The following is a 17,623-nucleotide window of genomic DNA, read 5'->3' on the forward strand; positions in this document are numbered from 1 at the left end:
CGAAAGTCCGGATTTTCGGGGATGGCGCGCTGGCCAACTGGGGCGCGCAATCCAGATTTAGACAGGACGGAACCGGATGCAGACTCCTAAGAATTCACAAACAGCCGAGACGGCGGATCTGGTGTCTCATGCGATGAAGATCGCTGATTTGGCCAACACCGCGGCCCGCGCTTATTTTCGTGGCAGGCTGGGGGTCGAGTTCAAACTGGATGAAAGCCCGGTTACGCAGGCTGACAAAGGTGTTGAGGCGCAGGTTCGCGCCTATCTTGGGCGTCATTTCCCCGATCACGGCATCTTTGGAGAAGAGCACGGCTTTGAAGGGCTGAACAACCGCGAAGTCTGGATCATCGATCCGATCGATGGCACCCGGTCTTTTCTTTCGGGTCATCCGCTTTTTGGCTTTCTGCTTGGGCACCTGCTCGATGGAAAACCGGATATCGGAGTAATCGGTATGCCGGCGATAAACGAAGTCTTCATCGGCGTATCTGGTCAGGGCGCGACGCTGAATGGCGAAGCGATCACTGCGTCAAACCAGACAAGGCTGGATCAGTCCATTCTGTTCGTGAACGAAGGGGACAAGATTTACCGCGATCATCCAGATTTATTCGCAAAGCTCATGCAATCGGGACAGACCAGACGTTTCGCTTATGATTGCTACCCACACGCTCTGCTAGCGGCGGGGCATGTGGATGCGGTGATTGACTATGACCTGCAACCCTATGATTTTCTTCCGGTTCTTCCCGTTGTCGAAGCCGCAGGCGGAGTGATGACCGACTGGGATGGCAAGCCGCTCGACCTAAAGTCGGACGGTCGGGTAATCTCTGCCGCGACAGCCGAATTGCACGCCGAGATGCTGGATATGGTAAACGGGTAGGATCATGGCGATCGTCAGTTTCCTCATAAGCCTGGCCGGAGCGACAATGTTGCTGCTTTATGCGGTGCGCATGGTGCGCACGGGCATTGAACGCAGCTACGGGGCGTCTTTCCAGCGGGTGATGACAGGCCAGCGCAGCCATGTACAGGCGTCGATGGCAGGTGTTGCGATGGCGATCGTGCTGCAAAGCTCGGCGGCGGTTGCATTGCTGACCTCGGGGTTTGCGGCGGGTGGTTTGCTGAGTTTTCCGGCCGGTCTTGCCATGGTTCTGGGCGGCGATCTGGGTTCGGCGCTGATTGTTCAGATCCTGTCGTTCAAGCTGGACTGGCTGGTGCCGCTTTTGCTGGCAGTCGGCGGATACCTTTTCGTAAAGACCGACGCCAAAAAGCCCAGGCAACTTGGGCGCATCCTGCTGGGGGTGGCGTTCATTCTGATCTCGCTGCGGTTCCTGCGCGAGGCGATGGATCCGATCCGCGACAGCGCCTTCCTTCCTGCCATCGCCGACTATCTGGCCCGCGACTACATCACCGCGTTTCTGGTCGGAGGTGCGCTGGCCTTTGTCATGCATTCCTCAGTCGCGGCGATTCTGATGTGCGTTACGCTGGTTCAGATCGGCGCACTTCCGTTTGCGGCTGGTTTGTCGCTGGTTTTGGGGGCCAACTTCGGCTCGGCCTTCATTCCGGTCTGGTTGACACGCGGAATGGCGCTGCCTGCCAGACGTATTCCATTCGCCAATCTCGCGCTGCGCGGCAGTTGGGCCGTGATCACGCTTTTCGCCGCCACGGCGGCGCTGCGCGCGGGTATTTTGGGGGATCTTCAGGGCGGGCAGATGCTGGTCCTTGCACATCTGGCATTCAACGCCTCGTTGCTGGTGTTGGCGCTGCCCTTCTGCGGACGCCTGAGCGCCCCGTTCGAACGGCTATTGCCCGAACCCAGGACCGAGCAGGCCAAGGTGCCGCTCGGGCGCCCGGAAAGTACGCTGGACTTGCGCGATATCGGCAGCCCCAATCAGGCACTTTCAAGCCTAAAGCGCGAGCTGCTGCGGATGAGCGATCTGATCGGAGCAATGTTCCGGCCGACGCTCGAGCTGTATCGCAGCGGCGACAAAGAGCAGATACGCGCCGTCCGGGACATGGACGATGATGTGAACGAATGCCTGTCAGGCATCCGCCAATACGTGGCCGCCATACCGGCCGAGGAGTTCGGAAAACAAAACGCCAAAGTGGCTCGGGATTTGATGGAATACGCGATCCGTCTTGAAACCGCCGGCGACGTTGTTGCCAAGCGCCTGACCGTCCTGGCCGGTGACATGCGCAAGAAAGGTGCCTCGTTCTCGAAAGAAGGATGGTCGGAACTGGTTCAAATGCACGAGGGCATACTGGCCAACCTGAAACTAGCTTCCAACGTCCTGATCTCGGACGATCTGGAAAGCGCTCGGTTGCTGAGCCTTGAGAAGACCGAGATCAAGCGGGCCGAGCGCGACAGCCGCAAACGCCACCTCAGACGGTTGCAACATGGCAGTACGGAAAGCTTTGAGACCAGCGATATCCACCTGGAAACACTGCGCGCGTTCCGCGAATTCAACAGCCACATCGCGGCGGTGGCCTACCCGATCCTGTATCGCAATGGGCAGTTACTGGAAACGCGCCTGATTGAAGAAATGCCGCAAATGGAAAAAGACGCAGATACCGAGGTCAAAGGATGACGACACCGGGATAGACTGACTTCCCCAAGGGAAAAGAACTATTGGCGTCGCTGCGACAGACGCTCAACGACATCGCGATCAAGGAGGAAGCATCGTGAGCGGGACTCTCAACTTCGACGACCTGAAAGCTAAGGTGAGCGCTGGTGAAGTGGACACCGTGCTGGTCTGTATGGTCGATATGCAGGGCCGTCTGATGGGCAAACGCTTCCACGCAGGCCATTTTGTGGCGGGCGCCTGGGAAGAAACCCATTGCTGCAACTATCTTCTGGCCACCGACCTTGAGATGGCGACACCAGACGGCTACGCCGCATCCAGCTGGGAGCGGGGGTATGGCGACTATGTGATGAAGCCGGATCTGGACACTTTGCGCCTCGTGCCGTGGCTGGAGGGCACGGTGATGGTAATGTGCGATGTGCTGGACCACCACACGCACCAAGAGGTCCTGCATGCACCCCGGTCCATTCTAAAAGCACAGGTAAATCGCCTTAAGGCGATGGGCTATGACGCGATGTGCGCAACCGAGCTGGAGTTCTTTTTGTTCGAGAAGAGCTTTGATGCGATCCGCAAGGACGGGTTCCGCGATCTGCAGCCAATCTCGGGTTACAACGAAGATTACCACATTCTCCAGACCACCAAAGAAGAGCATGTGATGCGGCCGATCCGCAATCACCTGTGGAACGCGGGGATTCCGGTCGAGAACTCGAAGGGCGAGGCCGAGACCGGGCAAGAAGAGTTGAACATCAAATACGCACCTGCGATGGACACGGCCGAATATCACTCGATCGCCAAGAACGCGGTGAAAGAGATCGCTTGGCAGCATGGCCATGCAGCGACATTCCTGCCGAAATGGCGCCACGACAAGGTTGGCAGTTCCAGCCATGTGCATCAGTCGCTTTGGGCCGACGGGAAGCCGGTGTTTTATGACGCGGACGATGAGCTGGGCATGTCGGCGCTGATGAAAAGCTATATGGCGGGGCTGTTGAAATACGCCGCCGACTACACTTACTTCATGGCCCCCTACATCAACAGCTACAAGCGGTTCATGAAGGGGACCTTTGCGCCGACGCGGATCATCTGGTCGGTAGACAACCGCACCGCAGGTTTCCGTCTATGTGGCGATGGCACCAAAGCCGTTCGTGTCGAGTGCCGGATTCCGGGCTCGGACATGAACCCCTATCTGGCGATGGCAGGAATGCTGGCTGCGGGCATTGCGGGTATCGAGGAAGGCTTGGAACTGCAGCCTCCGACCCAAGGCGATGTTTATCAGGGTAACACGGGGATGATCCCCGGCAATCTGCACGCAGCGCGGGATGCGCTGCATGGGTCGGCGATGTTGCGCGCCGCAATGGGAGACGCCGTTGTCGATCACTATGCCCGCGCTGCCGAAGTCGAAATTGAAGAATTCGAGCGTGTGGTAACCGATTGGGAGATTGCCCGTGGGTTCGAGCGTGCCTAGGGCGCCAGGGCGAGCGGCCAGCCCCGCGCGTTCTCAGGGGTTTTCCTGGCCAGATGAAGCGGGGGATTTCGTTGATGTTGAGAACGTGGCGAACGTTGATTCACTCCCCAGAGGTCACGGAACAACGGGAGTTGCGTTAGGGACCCGCCCGTATTTTTGAAATACGCCGCCCGCTGGGATCGCAGTCTGCACCAGCCCAGTCGTGGTAGAAGAATCGAACGCAGAAACCAGACACGTCCCCAATCCTATCCCCTCGCGAAGGGTGCGGGCCAAGGACGAAACGCCTGCCCCGGACAGACCCCCTCGCCGGGGCAGGCCCAAAGAACAAAGGGAAATTGACATGTCACTTGTTGGAAACTGGTCGTATCCGACCGCGATCAAATTCGGTGCCGGGCGCATCAGGGAACTGCCCGAGGCCTGTGCGGTTGCCGGGATGAAGAACCCCTTGCTGGTAACCGATAAGGGACTCGCCGATTTGCCGATTACGGCAGCGACACTGGATATTCTAGACGCCGCCGGGTTGGGCCGTGGCTTGTTTGCCGAGGTGGACCCGAACCCGAACGAGAAAAACCTGACCGAAGGGGTCGCCGCCTACAAGGCAGGCGGTCACGACGGTGTCATTGCGTTTGGCGGTGGTTCGGGGCTGGATCTGGGCAAGATGGTCGCCTTCATGGCTGGCCAGACTCGTCCGGTTTGGGATTTTGAGGATGTGGGCGATTGGTGGACGCGCGCAAATGCCGACGCCATCGCGCCGATTATCGCTGTGCCAACTACGGCTGGGACAGGCTCGGAAGTTGGGCGTGCCAGTATCATCACGAACTCGGAAACCCATGCCAAAAAGATCATCTTTCACCCCAAGGTCTTGCCGACAGTGGTGATCTGTGACCCAGAATTGACCGTGGGCATGCCGAAAGCCATCACCGCGGGTACCGGACTGGATGCCTTTGCCCATTGCGTTGAGGCTTTTTCCAGCCCGCATTATCACCCGATGAGCCAAGGCATCGCGCTGGAGGGCATGCGTCTGGTCAAGGAGTATCTGCCGCGCGCCTACGCAGATGGCACCGATATCGAGGCCCGCGCCCAGATGATGAGTGCCGCTGCCATGGGCGCCACCGCGTTCCAGAAGGGTTTGGGTGCGATCCATGCGATGAGTCACCCGGTCGGCGCGGTGTTCAACACGCATCACGGCACGACCAACGCGGTCTGCATGCCTGCAGTACTGGACTTCAACGCAGCAGCCATTGTCGACCGGTTCCAGTCGGCGGCCGCATTTTTGGGGATCGAAGGCGGTTTTGACGGTTTCTGCGCATTCGTGCAGGACTTCAACGACAGCCTGGGCATCCCCCGGGGTCTGTCTGATCTGGGCGTCACCGAAGCATCAATCCCGGATCTGGTACAAGGTGCGCTGATTGACCCGTCTTGCGGTGGTAACCCAATTGCGCTGACGGAACAAAACCTTACCGAGTTGTTTTCCAAGGCGCTCTGATCGTGAGCTTCGGCATCGTTCTGATAATCCTTGCAGCCGCTTTGCTGCATGCGATGTGGAACACGGTTGTCAAAACGGCAACGGACCGGACTGTCACGCTGGGGCTGGTCGCCTTGGGTCACGTCATCCCGGGTGCGTTGATGGTGGCGGTGCTGCCATTGCCGGATTTCGCAAGCCTGCCTTATCTGGCCGGCAGCACCGTGGTGCATTTTGGGTATTTCTACATGCTGAACCAGGCCTATCGGCACGGTGATCTCAGCGTGGTTTACCCTATTGCCCGCGGCATCGTCCCAGCACTGGTTGCGCTTTGGGCGGTGATTTTCGCGGGCGAGCATCTTCCGATGCAGGCCTGGCTTGGGATTGCCGTGATTGCCACCGGGATTCAGGTCTCAAGCTGGTCGGTTCTGAGACAAGGGGTTGGTCGGGCATCGCTTGTATTCGCCGTTGGGACAGGGTGCTGTATTTCCGTCTACTCGCTTGTGGACGGCTTGGGCGTGAGGGTATCGGGGAACATCCTGAGCTATTGGGCATGGCATTCGGTGCTGCACATATTCCTTGTCGGCTTTGTAGCCCTGCGCAGAGGATCCCGCATCCTGACGCTGCCGCTTCGGACCTGGGCCATAGGTCTGATAGGGGGCGTGGTGTCGATGACCGCATACGGGTTGGTGCTTTACGCCAAGAACTTTGCGCCGCTCGGCGTTGTCTCGGCGCTGCGAGAAACTTCAGTGATATTCGCAGCCCTGATCGGGTACCTGTTTTTGTCCGAAGGCAACCCGGTGCGGCGGATTTTGGCGGCCGTATTGATGGCGGCAGGTGTCACCATGATTGCGCTGTCGTCCTGAAAACCTGCAGGACCGGATCGGCCGGTGTGTAACCAGACCCAAGTCGCGGCGCCGCATTGTGCGCAAAAGCGTGCCCGGCATGTAAAATTGACCGGAAAAGGCAAAAAAACAAAAATTGTCACAAAAGTTAAACATTTTTTGTGGAGTTTTAAGCGAGACTGTGGTGGAGTTCGGAAATGGATCACGATAGCGATCACATCCCTCATCGGGGCCGTGAACTTCTTGATGTATTGGCAAGGCTCGGGGGCTCGGCGCGCAATACCCAGATCGCGCAGGTCATGGACGTGTCCGAAGAAACCGTTCGCAGGCTGGTCAAGGGACTGGCAAAAAAGAACATGGTCGAACGGGTGCACGGCGGTACGTTCCTGTCGCGCGCGCAAGACACACCGATGTTTTCCGGGGCGTTGGAGCACAATGCCGAGGAAAAGACGCTTATCGCCAAACAGGTCCGACATATTGTCGAAGACGGCATGGTGCTGTTCGTCACCGTAGGGTCGACAATGACACATGTTGCCGAACAATTGCGCGACCGAAAGAACTTGACTGTGGTCAGCAACTCGCTGTCGGTTGTTGCTTCACTGGCCGATCACAATGGAACACGCGCAATATTGGCTGGCGGCGAGGTCATTCGATCCGAACGTGGCAGTTTCGGTCGAGCTGCCGAACAACTTGCCTGCCAATACAGCTATGACGCCGTCATCTGCGGTGCGGATGCGGTCTCGCTTAAGGGCGGTGTTTTGGCTTCAAATCCGCTGGAGGCTGAACTGACGCGCGCGTTGCATGGCAACACCCGGCGCATGATCGTCGCAGCGGATCACACAAAATTTGCAGAGCGTGCCGCCAATGTCGCTTGCCGGTTCGATCAGGTTACCGATCTGGTGACCGACAAGGTGCCACCCAAACCCTTTGCCGCTGCATTGAAGGATGCAGGGGTTAAAATTCACGTCGCCTCTCGCCGAGGTGGCAAAAAGAACAAGAAAACCGACGTTGCCGCAGTCAGCTAATCGGTTTCACAAACACACAAAAAACGAAACTGGCCTTATCCTTAGGGAGGAAACATGAAAAAGCTTCTGATGTCAGGCGTGGCGCTGGCCACTCTTGGGGGCGCTGCATGGGCGAATTGTCCAGCGGCGACAGTTGCAGATATGCAGGGAGTATCCGATGGAGCGTTCCCGCAGCAATTTGACCTGTCCGAATTTCAATCGGCGGCCGGCTGCACGCTGAGTTTCGCTGAGAACCCGGCCATTGGTGACCTGAACGGTATGATCCGCGGCAACGGCGACCTGCCAGGGCTGGCGGACCGTCTTCCGTCCGAGCCGCTGGTCATCGTGCCATATGACTCGATCGGTCAGTACGGCGGTGTTCTAGATGCGCTGTCCAACGCCACAGAAAGCGGCACTTCGGACTTTTTGTCCGTGCGCCATGTCAACCTGTTCCGCTATTCCGACGATCTTCAGACTTTGGTGCCCAACGTCGCCAAATCGTGGGAGTGGAACGATGACTTCACTCAACTGACCGTCCATCTGCGTGCTGGTCACAAATGGTCGGATGGCGCGCCCTTTACCGCAGCGGATGTGGTGTTCTGGTACGACAACTTGATGATGGATACCAATGTCATCGCCGAAGCCAAGGATTACGCACTGGCAGGCGGTGAGCCGATGAAGGTCGAGGCTGTGGATGATACCACGGTTCGCTTTACGCTGGCCGCACCCAAGCCCGGGCTGACCGAAACCTTCTCGTTCACCTATGTACAGCCATACCAGCCAAAGCACTTCTTTGAAAAATACCACCCGGCGCTGGATGAGAATGCCGACGCAAACGCGCAGGCGCTGGGCTATGAAAATGGCTATGAGCTGATCAAGGCCTACTATGGCAACTCGGACTGGATGGACACTCCGTCGCCGATGTTGACTGCGGGCGACAAACTGGCCGGACTGCCCAGGGACACCATGCCGACGCTGGAAAGCCATATCCTGGTGAAGGAAAGCACCGAAGGTCGTCACTATGTGGCCAACCCCTATTTCTTCCAGGTCGATACGCAGGGCAATCAGCTGCCTTATATCTCGGAAATGGACGAAACCTACGTCCCGGATGAAGAGGTGCGCAACCTCAAGCTGCTGAACGGCGAGGTGGATTACAAGTCGCAGGGCGTGAACATTACGTCTGCCCCGGTTCTGCTGGAAGGACAGGAAAGCGGAAACTATACCTTAGAGGTGAAGCCCGCGATCGGATATCCGGTGCTGACCTTCAACGTGACCGCCGAGGATGAGGCAAAAAGAGCCATCTTCAACGACATCCGGTTCAGAACCGCCATGTCGGTTGCGATGGACCGCGATCAGCTGAACGAGGTTACCGCATTCGGACTGGGGGAACCGACGCAGTATATCGGCTTTTCACCGCGCCCGGATTTCATCGACGAGAAGTGGTCGAACCACGAGATTACCTTTGATCAGGACCGGGCGAATGCCCTGCTGGATGAGGCCGGGCTGACGGATCAGAACGGCGACGGTTTCCGCGACCTGCCAAACGGTGACCCGCTTGTGCTGGACTGGCAGTTTTCGACTCAATCCGCATCGGCACAACTGGTGGAACTGATTGCCCAGAACTGGAAGGACGTAGGCATCAACACCGCCATCAAGGAAGTCACCTCGGATGAATTCCGCGCCGCACAATCGGCAAATACTCTGGACATGGGGATGTGGCTCAAGAGCCAGCCTGCCGGTTCGGTGCTTGGTGATGGCGAGATTTGGGTGCCGCCCTTTGACGGGTACTTTGATGTCCGCACCGGGATGCTCTGGGCGGAATATATCAGTTCGAACGGTGAAAACGGTGTCGAGCCGCCCGCTTGGGTTGCCGATCTGAAAGCCGCCCTGGACACCTATCAATCCAGTGCGCCCGGATCGGACGCCTCGATCGCTGCCGCGCAGAAGATGGTCGAAATCATAACCTCGGAACTGCTGTTCATCGGAACGGTCAATTCCCCGGCACCGATCTACCATTCGAACAATCTGCAGAACTTTACCGAGTTCAAGACGCAGTCCTACGAGTTCTATCGGACCTATCCCTACCGCCCCGCACAGTGGTGGTTGTCGGAGTAATCTGACGCTCGATCTTTGACAGTGGAACGGGGCGTCAGCGCCCCGTTCCAAGTGCTAGCCGGGAACATAGAAATGCTCCAATTCGCTCGCTTTGCCGCCACCCGCGCGGTAATGGCCGTGGTAACACTCGTATTGGTATCCCTCATCGTTTTCACGTTGATGGAACTTGTGCCGGGCGATTGTGCCGAACGCTATCTTGCCTACAAGAACACCCAAGGTTCGGCCATCACCCTGGCCGATATCGAGGCAGAGCGCGCGCGCTTGGGGCTTGATCGCCCGTTCCTGACCCGTTGGGCCAGTTGGTTGAGCGGCGCGTTTCGGGGCGACTTTGGCGAAAGCTGTATCCTGCGTGTGAACATCGCACAGCTGCTGGGTGACAAGTTCTGGATCTCGCTGTGGATTTGCCTTGGTTCGCTTACGCTCGCCTACATGATCGCAATTCCCGTGGGTATTGTTTCGGCAGCATCGCACAACGCATTCCTCAACAATTCGCTGCGCCTGATCAGCTATCTGGGTCTGGCGATGCCCAACTTTCTGCTGGCGCTGATGGTGATGCTGTTTTCCACAATCTATTTCGGTGAAACACTGACCGGACTATTCAGCCCTGAATACCGCGAGGCGCCGTGGTCCTGGGCCAAATTCGTGGATCTGCTGAAACATGCCTGGCTGCCCATATTCATTCTGGGTTGGTCCGCGACCGCCTTTGCGCTGCAGACCGTGCGCGCCCTGATGTCGGACGAAATCGGCAAGCTATACGTCACCGCTGCAGCTGCGCGCGGCATCTATGGCCGCCGCCTGTTGTGGCGCTATCCTGCGCGTCATGCACTTGGTCCGATTGTCAATTCACTGGGATTTGACCTGAACCGCATCTTCAACGAGTTGCCCATCGTCGCCCTGATCCTGACCTTAACCGAAGCGGGATCGCTGCTGCTTGAAGCACTGGCCCGATCGAACGACCAGCAATTGGCGGGGGCCATCATCTTCCTGCTGACAGCCGCAATCGTCACACTGAATTTTGCCACGGACATCCTGCTGGCCGTGATTGATCCACGTGTACGCAAGAGCATTCTGAGGTAAGGTCCATGTCTGCAAAAGCCTCCACCAAAGCCGACGATCAGAAGGCCAAAGAAGCTTATTTCACGGCCTCTCAAAGACAGCTGATCTGGGCCAGATTCAAAAAACAACGCGCTGCGATGATTGCAGCCACGGTCTTGGTTGTCCTGATCCTGTCGGGCCTATTTGCGCCATTCCTGTCACCCTATGACCCCACGGTCGCAGGTCGGGACAAGGATTACCTGAACGGTGCCCCTCAAATCCCGAAATTCTGTGACAAGAACGGCTGCTCAATCCGGCCGTTCCTGCACACCGTGACACGCGAAAGGTCTCTGGCGACCAATTTCCGCTGGGTCGAGAAGATCAACGAGGACGAGCGCCGCTACGTTGAGTTCTTCGTGCGCGGTGACAGTTACAAGCTGTTCGGCTTCATTCCGGGCAATGTCCACCTGTTCGGCATGGATCAGGGATATGTTCATCTGTTTGGAACCGACAGCGCGGGCAAGGATATATTTTCGCGTACATTGCACGCCGTCTGGACATCGCTTCAGGTCGGAACGCTGGGCGTTGTGATTTCGTTTGTTCTGGCCCTCATGATCGGCGGGATTGCGGGCTATTACGGTGGGGCAATCGATAGCGTGATCCAGATGATCACAGACGCGGTCAGGACGGTGCCGTCTATCCCCCTCTTTATGGCCATTGCTGCGTTTATCCCGCCTGAATGGTCCGCCGAGACGCGATTTTTCGTCATTACGCTGATCCTGGGGCTGGTTGGGTGGCCAACGTTGGCACGAAGGGTGCGCACCCATTTGTTGACCGAGCGCAATCAAGAATACGTGCTGGCTGCGCAGCTCTGCGGCGCGCCCGCAGGCCACATCATCAGACGGCATCTTCTTCCCAGCTTTACCAGCTATATCATCGTCGATCTGGTCATTTCGTTTCCCTACGTCGTGCTGTCAGAAACCGCGCTCAGCTTCATCGGGCTGGGGCTCAAGGATCCGGTGAATTCTCTGGGCGTTATGTTGCAGAACGTGACCAAGGCGGATGTTTTGTTGAACTATCACTGGTATTTCATTCCGGTCCTGTTCTTTATCGCGTTGGTCATGGCCTTTGTCTTCGTCGGCGACGGGTTGCGCGATGCCGCCGATCCCTATTCGGAGACCCGGAAATGAGCCTGATCGACGTCGAAAACCTGACGCTGCAATTCAAGACCGATGAGGGCTTGATAACCGCAGTCGATAACGTGTCGTTTTCGCTGGCGCCGGGGGAAGTCATGGGTCTTGTGGGCGAAAGCGGATCAGGCAAGTCCGTGACGGCGAAATCCCTGATGAAGCTTAATCCCGGCAATGCGGTCTACGCGCCCGATAGCAGAATAACACTTCATCTCGACAGCGGTCCGGTGGATGTAATGAGCCTGAAACGCCCGCGCGACATGGAGATCGTGCGCGGCGGTGCCATTTCGATGATTTTTCAGGAACCGATGGCCAGTTTCGCACCTGCGATGACGATCGGTAGCCAGATGGTCGAACAGCTTTTGATCCATACAGACATGTCGAAAAAACAGGCGCGCGAACTGTCGGTCGAAATGCTGGATCGCGTCGGAATATCCGATGCGTCCACCCGGTTCGGCCAATATGCTTTTGAGATGTCGGGCGGCATGCGTCAGCGGGCTATGATCGCCATGGCCCTGTCGACCAAACCGAAGCTGTTGATCGCGGACGAACCCACCACCGCACTTGATGTGACCATCCAGGCGCAGGTCATCGATCTGATGAAGGATCTGGTGAGCGAGTTCGGGATGGGGATCATCTTTATCACCCACGATCTTGGCGTGGTTGCCCAAACGGCGGACAAGGTGGCGGTGATGTATCTGGGGAAGATGATCGAACAAGGCCCGGTGCGCGAGGTGATCCGAAACCCCTATCACCCGTATACTCAAGGTTTGATTGATGCCTTGCCCCAGCTTGACGATCTGGACAGGCCTCTGATGCCGGTGCCGGGCGATATCCCCTCGCCGCTGGAACGGCCCGAGGGTTGCGTTTTTCATACCCGCTGCGGAAAGATAAACGGCGACGTTTGTCGCACGGTTGTCCCAGGCTGGGCCGATACCGGCGAAAACCACCGCACGGCCTGCCATCTCTGCCATGAGGGACAACCGGCATGAATAGTGACAATCTGATCGAAACCAAGAACCTGTCGGTTGGGTTCCCGGTCGGCGGGAAGATCTTCAACAAGCGCGTCCTCATGGCCGTTAACGAAGTTTCGCTCTCGATACCCCGAGGGTCGTTCTTTGGGGTTGTCGGCGAAAGCGGTTCGGGCAAAACAACGTTCGGACGCGCCCTTTTGAATGCAGCGCCGATCAGCTATGGCACCGCCCATTATGATGACGGAGAAGTCAGCTACGATCTGGGCAATCTTGCCGGTGCCGAGCTGAAGGAATACCGCCGCCGCGCGCAATTGATCTTTCAGGATCCCTATGCCGCCCTGTCACCCCGCATGACCGTGCGCGACATCATCGCTGAACCGCTTGAGGTCATGGGGCTGTGCAACTCGCGCGAAGAGGTCGACGAACGCGTTCGCAAAATCGCCGAGTTGTGCCGCTTGAACTTGGAACATTTGCGTCGCTTTCCGCACGCTTTTTCGGGGGGGCAAAGACAGCGTATCTCGATCGCCCGGGCGCTGGTTTCGAAACCACGGTTCGTGGTGGCTGACGAGAGCGTTGCCGCGCTGGATGTGTCAATTCAGGCCGATATTCTGAACCTGTTGAAGTCACTTCAGGACGAAATGGGTTTGACCTATTTGTTCATCAGCCACGACCTGTCTGTTGTGGCGCATACCTGTGACCATGTGGCTGTGATGTATCTGGGACAGATCGTCGAAAGCGCGCCAACACGCCAGTTGTTTAAGTCACCGCGTCACCCCTATACCAAAGCCTTGTTTTCAGCCATCCCGTCCTTGGACCCCGATGATCGCGGCAGAGCTCAGAAACTTGAAGGCGAAATCCCATCACCGACGAACCGTCCCAGCGGTTGCCCGTTTCATACACGATGCCCCTCTGCCATCGATCTTTGCAAACGCGAAGAGCCGCCTATGGAAACCTGCGAGGCCGATCACGCCGTGACTTGCCACCGATGGCGCGAATTGCAACCAGAAGCATTGTCTGGGTAACAGGCGAGCAGTCGGACGAATTCGAGGCAGTCTCAGCTAGGCCAGTAAAGCTGCACTTAAGGCCGCACCAAGTACGCGCCGCTAGGCGAGAGCGGCGGTCCGCGTTAGCTTGGCTGTATCTCTGCTGGCTAGACCCTACGGGAAAAATGCGACAAGCCTCGAACCGCTCCAGGGAACGCGGTCGCTCTAGTCCGCACGAACACTCCGCTGGCCCGGGGCCTGGCTCACCGGTTTGCTGCAGGACTAAACAGGAATCGATTGACGCCGACTCAGACCACGCGCAAAGGCCGACGGTAGCGATTAACGTCTCCAACAGAGTGATCTTGAGTCGAAAGGATACCTCCGGTTGGCAACTGCCCGGTCTGGCCCGGGGAACCGCAGACATTGATGTCATCGTCAGACATCTGCAAGACGCTGCCGCTGCACACCGGTTGATTCCTCTGTCCCTTCGTTCGTGGTCCACAACTCGCAAAACGTTGAATCGCAGTCAAGACTTGCGGGTCGTTTGAACTCATAGCGCTTGGTTTCGCGGAACTGCAATGCCGCGACCGGGGTGGACACTATGCAGATCGATAGGACCTACAGTTCTCGCAATCGCTCAGGATGTTCCTAAAATTTGCGTAATAAGGGGGACCGATGTTGCGACGCGCCAATACGAAAAACGATTGGACTCCTATCGAGAGAGAGCATCACTTTGCCTGATGGGGGAAGCTGATAACGCGAAAATCTGCACTGGGTTGCTGATGCCCTTCAGTTCCCGTTCTCCCAGTTCTTCGGTCTCCACATGTTCTTCTATGTCTAGAAGCGCCCGTTGGTTTAATAGGATCTGCCCGTCGCTGGCAAAATCGCAAAGCCTGGATGCTGTATTCACAGCGCTACCGATTGCGGTGTAGTCGGCGCGACCATGAAAACCGATCAGCCCAAGCGTCGCGTAACCACTACTGATCCCGATACCTAAGCCCATCGCGTGTCCGAGTTTCTGCCAGGGTGCTCGTATTCCTTCGAAGGCTTCGCTTATTGCCTTAGCCAGCCGCACGGCTTGCAGGACGGGTTGATCGCAGGGAACCGGATCATTGAAGAAGACCATCAATCCATCTCCGGCTCGGTATCCAATTGTTCCTTTGTGCCAGGCAACGAGTTGGCCAACCTCATCGTGGAATTGCTGGAGAAGTGTAATGACGTCCTCCGGCTCAATCGCCTCGGAAATGGCGGTGAAATTCCGGATGTCGCAGAATAGGCAAGAGATATATTGACGATGCGTTTTGAGAAGCTCGTCAGAGTTTTCTTCGACAACAAGCTCCGCAACCTGAGGCGCAAGGAATTGTTTGAGGCGCCCCAGCCTGTCAATCTCGCCTTCCTGGCGTTTTACTTTCTTGGTTAGTCTTTCGTTCAACGCCTCTATTTCATGTGTCTGATTGCGAACCGTGTGGTTCAAAGTATCGAGTATGAAGTTCTGGTTTAGCAAAGCTGCGATTACCAAAAGCACATAGGCAAGCGCTTCGACGCGTTCATCATAACCGAAATAAAGTGTGACAATCAGGATGACGGCAGCAATCCCACCAAGGACGAGTGGAAGCTCCTTGGCATGCCGTTTACGGTCTCTCCATAAGAAGCTAACCGCCAACAATGCAAACACCCACATGAGCACCGCTTGCACATGTGGGTTTAGGGAAAGTGCTTCGTAGCCAACCAAATAGGTTAGCAAAATCCCGGAATAGCACGTGGCCAAAGAAGCCAGAGCAGCCAAGACAGCTCCGATCCCGATTGGCATCGAAATTTTGAACTCCTCTGTTGCCACGCCGATACCATCGGCCAAAGCACGCGGCGTAGGGTCCTCGGCGGAGTTATTTCTGTGTTTGGGATCAGGCATGGTCCTCGTTTGCGCTTGGTTGCTGGTAGAGTACGTTTGAATTGAGATTGCGTCAAAATCACATACCTGCATGGGGAAGTTGAGGGTTTCTCCAAATCAACAACGACCAGCGAAACAATCTCATGCTTCACAGAACAGACTTGCAATCACCCGTCTCGGCGTAGTCACCTAGGATATGGGGATGGAGGAAGCTGATGACACGATGGAAGTTGGTGGTCTGTATCTTGTGCACCCTGACCCTTGTTGCTTGCGCCCCTAAAACTCGCACATATGAAAAGACGGTATCGGCTTCGCTGCCGGCGGACCCGCGCACAGCTCTCAGTCGGGCGGCCAACCGGCTTGGCAATCCCAAAGACGGTCGGTCAGGGGTCAAGCTGATCAGTGACGGCGAAGAAGCTCTTGTCTCACGGTTGTTGCTGGCTGCGGCGGCCGAGAGAACGATAGACGCACAATACTACCTTCTGCACGACGGCCCAACAGGCCACCTTTTTGCAGCCAGTCTTTTGCAGGCAGCAGATCGGGGTGTTCGTGTCCGGTTGTTGCTGGATGATATGGATACGTCCAGCTATGACGCTATGACGGCCGCATTGGACAATCACAAGAATATTGAGATCAGGCTGTTCAATCCATTCTGGCGAGATCAAAGCCTGTTGATCGCGGGGCTGACGGACTTCAAACGAATCAATCGCAGAATGCACAACAAATCAATGACGGCAGACAACGTGTTCACGATTGTGGGTGGGAGAAACATCGGTGCCGAGTACTTTCTCGCGCGGGAAGAGATGAACTACGCTGATCTGGATGTGCTGGCCGCAGGCCCCGTTGTCCGCGAGGTGTCGCGAAGCTTTGACTCTTACTGGAACAGCGAATTCGCCGTTCCGGCTCGTGTAGTCGTTGGAGAACCTCAGGAATTTGACCTTACTGATGCACGAGTCAGGTTGAACGAACTGGTCGAGGAAGCGAAGCAGACGCAGTATGGCGCGGCCCTTAGAAAGTCAGCACAAGAGAACTTCGCAGATGGAACCCTGCCCTTGAATTGGCTACCTGCGAAGCTTTACGCTGATCCGCCCTCAAAAGCCGCCGGTCTCGAGAACTCAGGTCCCGTTCTGGCATCTCAATTGCTTCCGTATTTCGAGAATGCCAGCAGTGAGGTGAACATCGTCTCCGCCTATTTCGTGCCGCGCAACAACGGTGTGAAATGGCTGACCGAACTGGAAAGCCGCGGCGTCGACGTAAAGGTTGTAACCAATTCACTTGCGTCTAACGACGTCGCACCCGTCTACGCGCACTACGCCAAGAAACGCCGTGCACTTCTACGCGGTGGAATAGAACTCTATGAACTGCGACCGGACGCCTATCAGGTCCAGCGCCGCGGCATTAACTGGGCTCAATCTCAATCAGGCCTGCACTCAAAGGCATTTGCGGTTGATGACAGATACTTGTTCGTAGGGTCGTTCAATTGGGACCCGCGATCTGTCAACATCAACACCGAGATGGGAATTCTGATTGACTCGCCAGCATTGGCTACACAGACCATGGATGCCTTGGACGACGCGCTGCCCGCATACACATATAAGGTGACGCTCGAGCAGGCTGGTCAGCTTAAATGGACAACAAGAGACGATGATGGCAACGTTCTTGAGTATCAATCCGAGCCGACAGGATCGGCCTGGGATCACGTAGTTGCTGGTTTTCTAGGTATTTTGCCAATTGGTTCACAGCTTTAGGTTTCTGGGTAGATAGCTGACGCTACCAGAGAACTCCGGCCTTGATAACGTCACTCTTGGGTCGAAATTGTCTGTTGATCGTTTCCAGCCTGTCATTTGGTTTGCACGCTAACCAGAATTTGCAAAGTCCACTTTCTGCGCATCTTTGTCGTTCAAGGTTTTTGTGTACTTCAACGAATTGGGAAGAGGAGACAGCGTCGGTTTCGTCGCGTGATTTCACCCCCAAAAGGGTTAATGGCTAGATTCGAAGATACTCCGCCGTACATCATGCTATGGCGCAGGAACACCCACGCCGTTCAAAAGCTTTTTGAAGCAGGTGCCGACATAAATGCCTTTGGAGATTT

Annotated in this window: 13 protein-coding genes; 12 read left to right on the forward strand and 1 reads right to left on the reverse strand. The window is 56.6% G+C overall.

Annotated features, from left to right (window positions below):
* Positions 1–76: 76 nt before the first annotated feature.
* From ACR0LX_RS05570 to ACR0LX_RS05620, 11 genes are all read left to right on the forward strand, one after another.
* Entirely contained in the window at positions 77–874 is a 798-nt protein-coding gene (locus ACR0LX_RS05570; protein ID WP_480782861.1) for an inositol monophosphatase family protein, read from the forward strand.
* A gap of 4 nt (positions 875–878) precedes the next feature.
* Positions 879–2,579: a Na/Pi cotransporter family protein gene (locus tag ACR0LX_RS05575; protein ID WP_480782862.1), complete on the forward strand. Its 1,701-nt coding sequence runs from the start codon at positions 879–881 to the stop codon at positions 2,577–2,579.
* 94 nt (positions 2,580–2,673) lie between these two features.
* The gene (locus tag ACR0LX_RS05580) at positions 2,674–4,035 is read left to right on the forward strand and encodes a glutamine synthetase family protein (protein WP_480782863.1); all 1,362 of its coding nucleotides are present in this window, start codon (positions 2,674–2,676) and stop codon (positions 4,033–4,035) included.
* A gap of 340 nt (positions 4,036–4,375) precedes the next feature.
* Positions 4,376–5,521 carry an iron-containing alcohol dehydrogenase gene (locus ACR0LX_RS05585; RefSeq protein WP_480782864.1) on the forward strand — a complete coding sequence of 382 codons (1,146 nt, stop codon included), beginning with the start codon at positions 4,376–4,378 and terminating at the stop codon, positions 5,519–5,521.
* 2 nt (positions 5,522–5,523) lie between these two features.
* Positions 5,524–6,363, forward strand: a complete 840-nt coding sequence (locus ACR0LX_RS05590) for an EamA family transporter (RefSeq protein WP_480782865.1) — start codon at positions 5,524–5,526, stop codon at positions 6,361–6,363.
* A gap of 176 nt (positions 6,364–6,539) precedes the next feature.
* Positions 6,540–7,367: a DeoR/GlpR family DNA-binding transcription regulator gene (locus tag ACR0LX_RS05595; protein WP_480577722.1), complete on the forward strand. Its 828-nt coding sequence runs from the start codon at positions 6,540–6,542 to the stop codon at positions 7,365–7,367.
* Between the two features lie 54 nt (positions 7,368–7,421).
* Positions 7,422–9,461, forward strand: coding sequence for an ABC transporter substrate-binding protein (locus ACR0LX_RS05600; RefSeq protein WP_480782866.1), 2,040 nt, complete (start codon positions 7,422–7,424; stop codon positions 9,459–9,461).
* 72 nt (positions 9,462–9,533) lie between these two features.
* Positions 9,534–10,538, forward strand: a complete 1,005-nt coding sequence (locus ACR0LX_RS05605) for an ABC transporter permease (protein WP_480577716.1) — start codon at positions 9,534–9,536, stop codon at positions 10,536–10,538.
* 5 nt (positions 10,539–10,543) lie between these two features.
* Positions 10,544–11,686: an ABC transporter permease gene (locus ACR0LX_RS05610; protein WP_480782867.1), complete on the forward strand. Its 1,143-nt coding sequence runs from the start codon at positions 10,544–10,546 to the stop codon at positions 11,684–11,686.
* Positions 11,683–12,678 (forward strand): ABC transporter ATP-binding protein, encoded by a 996-nt coding sequence (locus ACR0LX_RS05615; RefSeq protein WP_480782868.1) that lies wholly within the window; start codon positions 11,683–11,685, stop codon positions 12,676–12,678. The genes ACR0LX_RS05610 and ACR0LX_RS05615 overlap by 4 nt, the downstream gene beginning before the upstream one ends.
* The gene (locus ACR0LX_RS05620) at positions 12,675–13,682 is read left to right on the forward strand and encodes an ABC transporter ATP-binding protein (RefSeq protein WP_480782869.1); all 1,008 of its coding nucleotides are present in this window, start codon (positions 12,675–12,677) and stop codon (positions 13,680–13,682) included. The genes ACR0LX_RS05615 and ACR0LX_RS05620 overlap by 4 nt, the downstream gene beginning before the upstream one ends.
* Before the next feature lie 673 nt (positions 13,683–14,355).
* Here ACR0LX_RS05620 and ACR0LX_RS05625 read toward each other — a convergent pair.
* Complete coding sequence (locus ACR0LX_RS05625; RefSeq protein ID WP_480782870.1) at positions 14,356–15,552, reverse strand: adenylate/guanylate cyclase domain-containing protein; 1,197 nt, start codon at positions 15,550–15,552, stop codon at positions 14,356–14,358.
* Positions 15,553–15,962: 410 nt separating this feature from the next.
* Here ACR0LX_RS05625 and ACR0LX_RS05630 point away from each other — a divergent pair, with 410 nt between their 5' ends.
* Positions 15,963–17,279 (forward strand): phospholipase D family protein, encoded by a 1,317-nt coding sequence (locus ACR0LX_RS05630; protein WP_480782871.1) that lies wholly within the window; start codon positions 15,963–15,965, stop codon positions 17,277–17,279.
* Positions 17,280–17,623 lie beyond the last annotated feature (344 nt).

The organism is Ruegeria sp. CH11 (assembly GCF_056537105.1).

Bases quoted from the DNA above. Each gene is read 5' to 3' on its own strand.
- ACR0LX_RS05570 (WP_480782861.1), top strand. From the start codon at position 77: ATGCAGACTCCTAAGAATTCACAAACAGCCGAGACGGCGGATCTGGTG.
- ACR0LX_RS05575 (WP_480782862.1), top strand. From the start codon at position 879: ATGGCGATCGTCAGTTTCCTCATAAGCCTGGCCGGAGCGACAATGTTG.
- ACR0LX_RS05585 (WP_480782864.1), top strand. From the start codon at position 4,376: ATGTCACTTGTTGGAAACTGGTCGTATCCGACCGCGATCAAATTCGGT.
- ACR0LX_RS05595 (WP_480577722.1), top strand. From the start codon at position 6,540: ATGGATCACGATAGCGATCACATCCCTCATCGGGGCCGTGAACTTCTT.
- ACR0LX_RS05600 (WP_480782866.1), top strand. From the start codon at position 7,422: ATGAAAAAGCTTCTGATGTCAGGCGTGGCGCTGGCCACTCTTGGGGGC.
- ACR0LX_RS05605 (WP_480577716.1), top strand. From the start codon at position 9,534: ATGCTCCAATTCGCTCGCTTTGCCGCCACCCGCGCGGTAATGGCCGTG.
- ACR0LX_RS05610 (WP_480782867.1), top strand. From the start codon at position 10,544: ATGTCTGCAAAAGCCTCCACCAAAGCCGACGATCAGAAGGCCAAAGAA.
- ACR0LX_RS05615 (WP_480782868.1), top strand. From the start codon at position 11,683: ATGAGCCTGATCGACGTCGAAAACCTGACGCTGCAATTCAAGACCGAT.
- ACR0LX_RS05620 (WP_480782869.1), top strand. From the start codon at position 12,675: ATGAATAGTGACAATCTGATCGAAACCAAGAACCTGTCGGTTGGGTTC.
- ACR0LX_RS05625 (WP_480782870.1), bottom strand. From the start codon at position 15,552: ATGCCTGATCCCAAACACAGAAATAACTCCGCCGAGGACCCTACGCCG.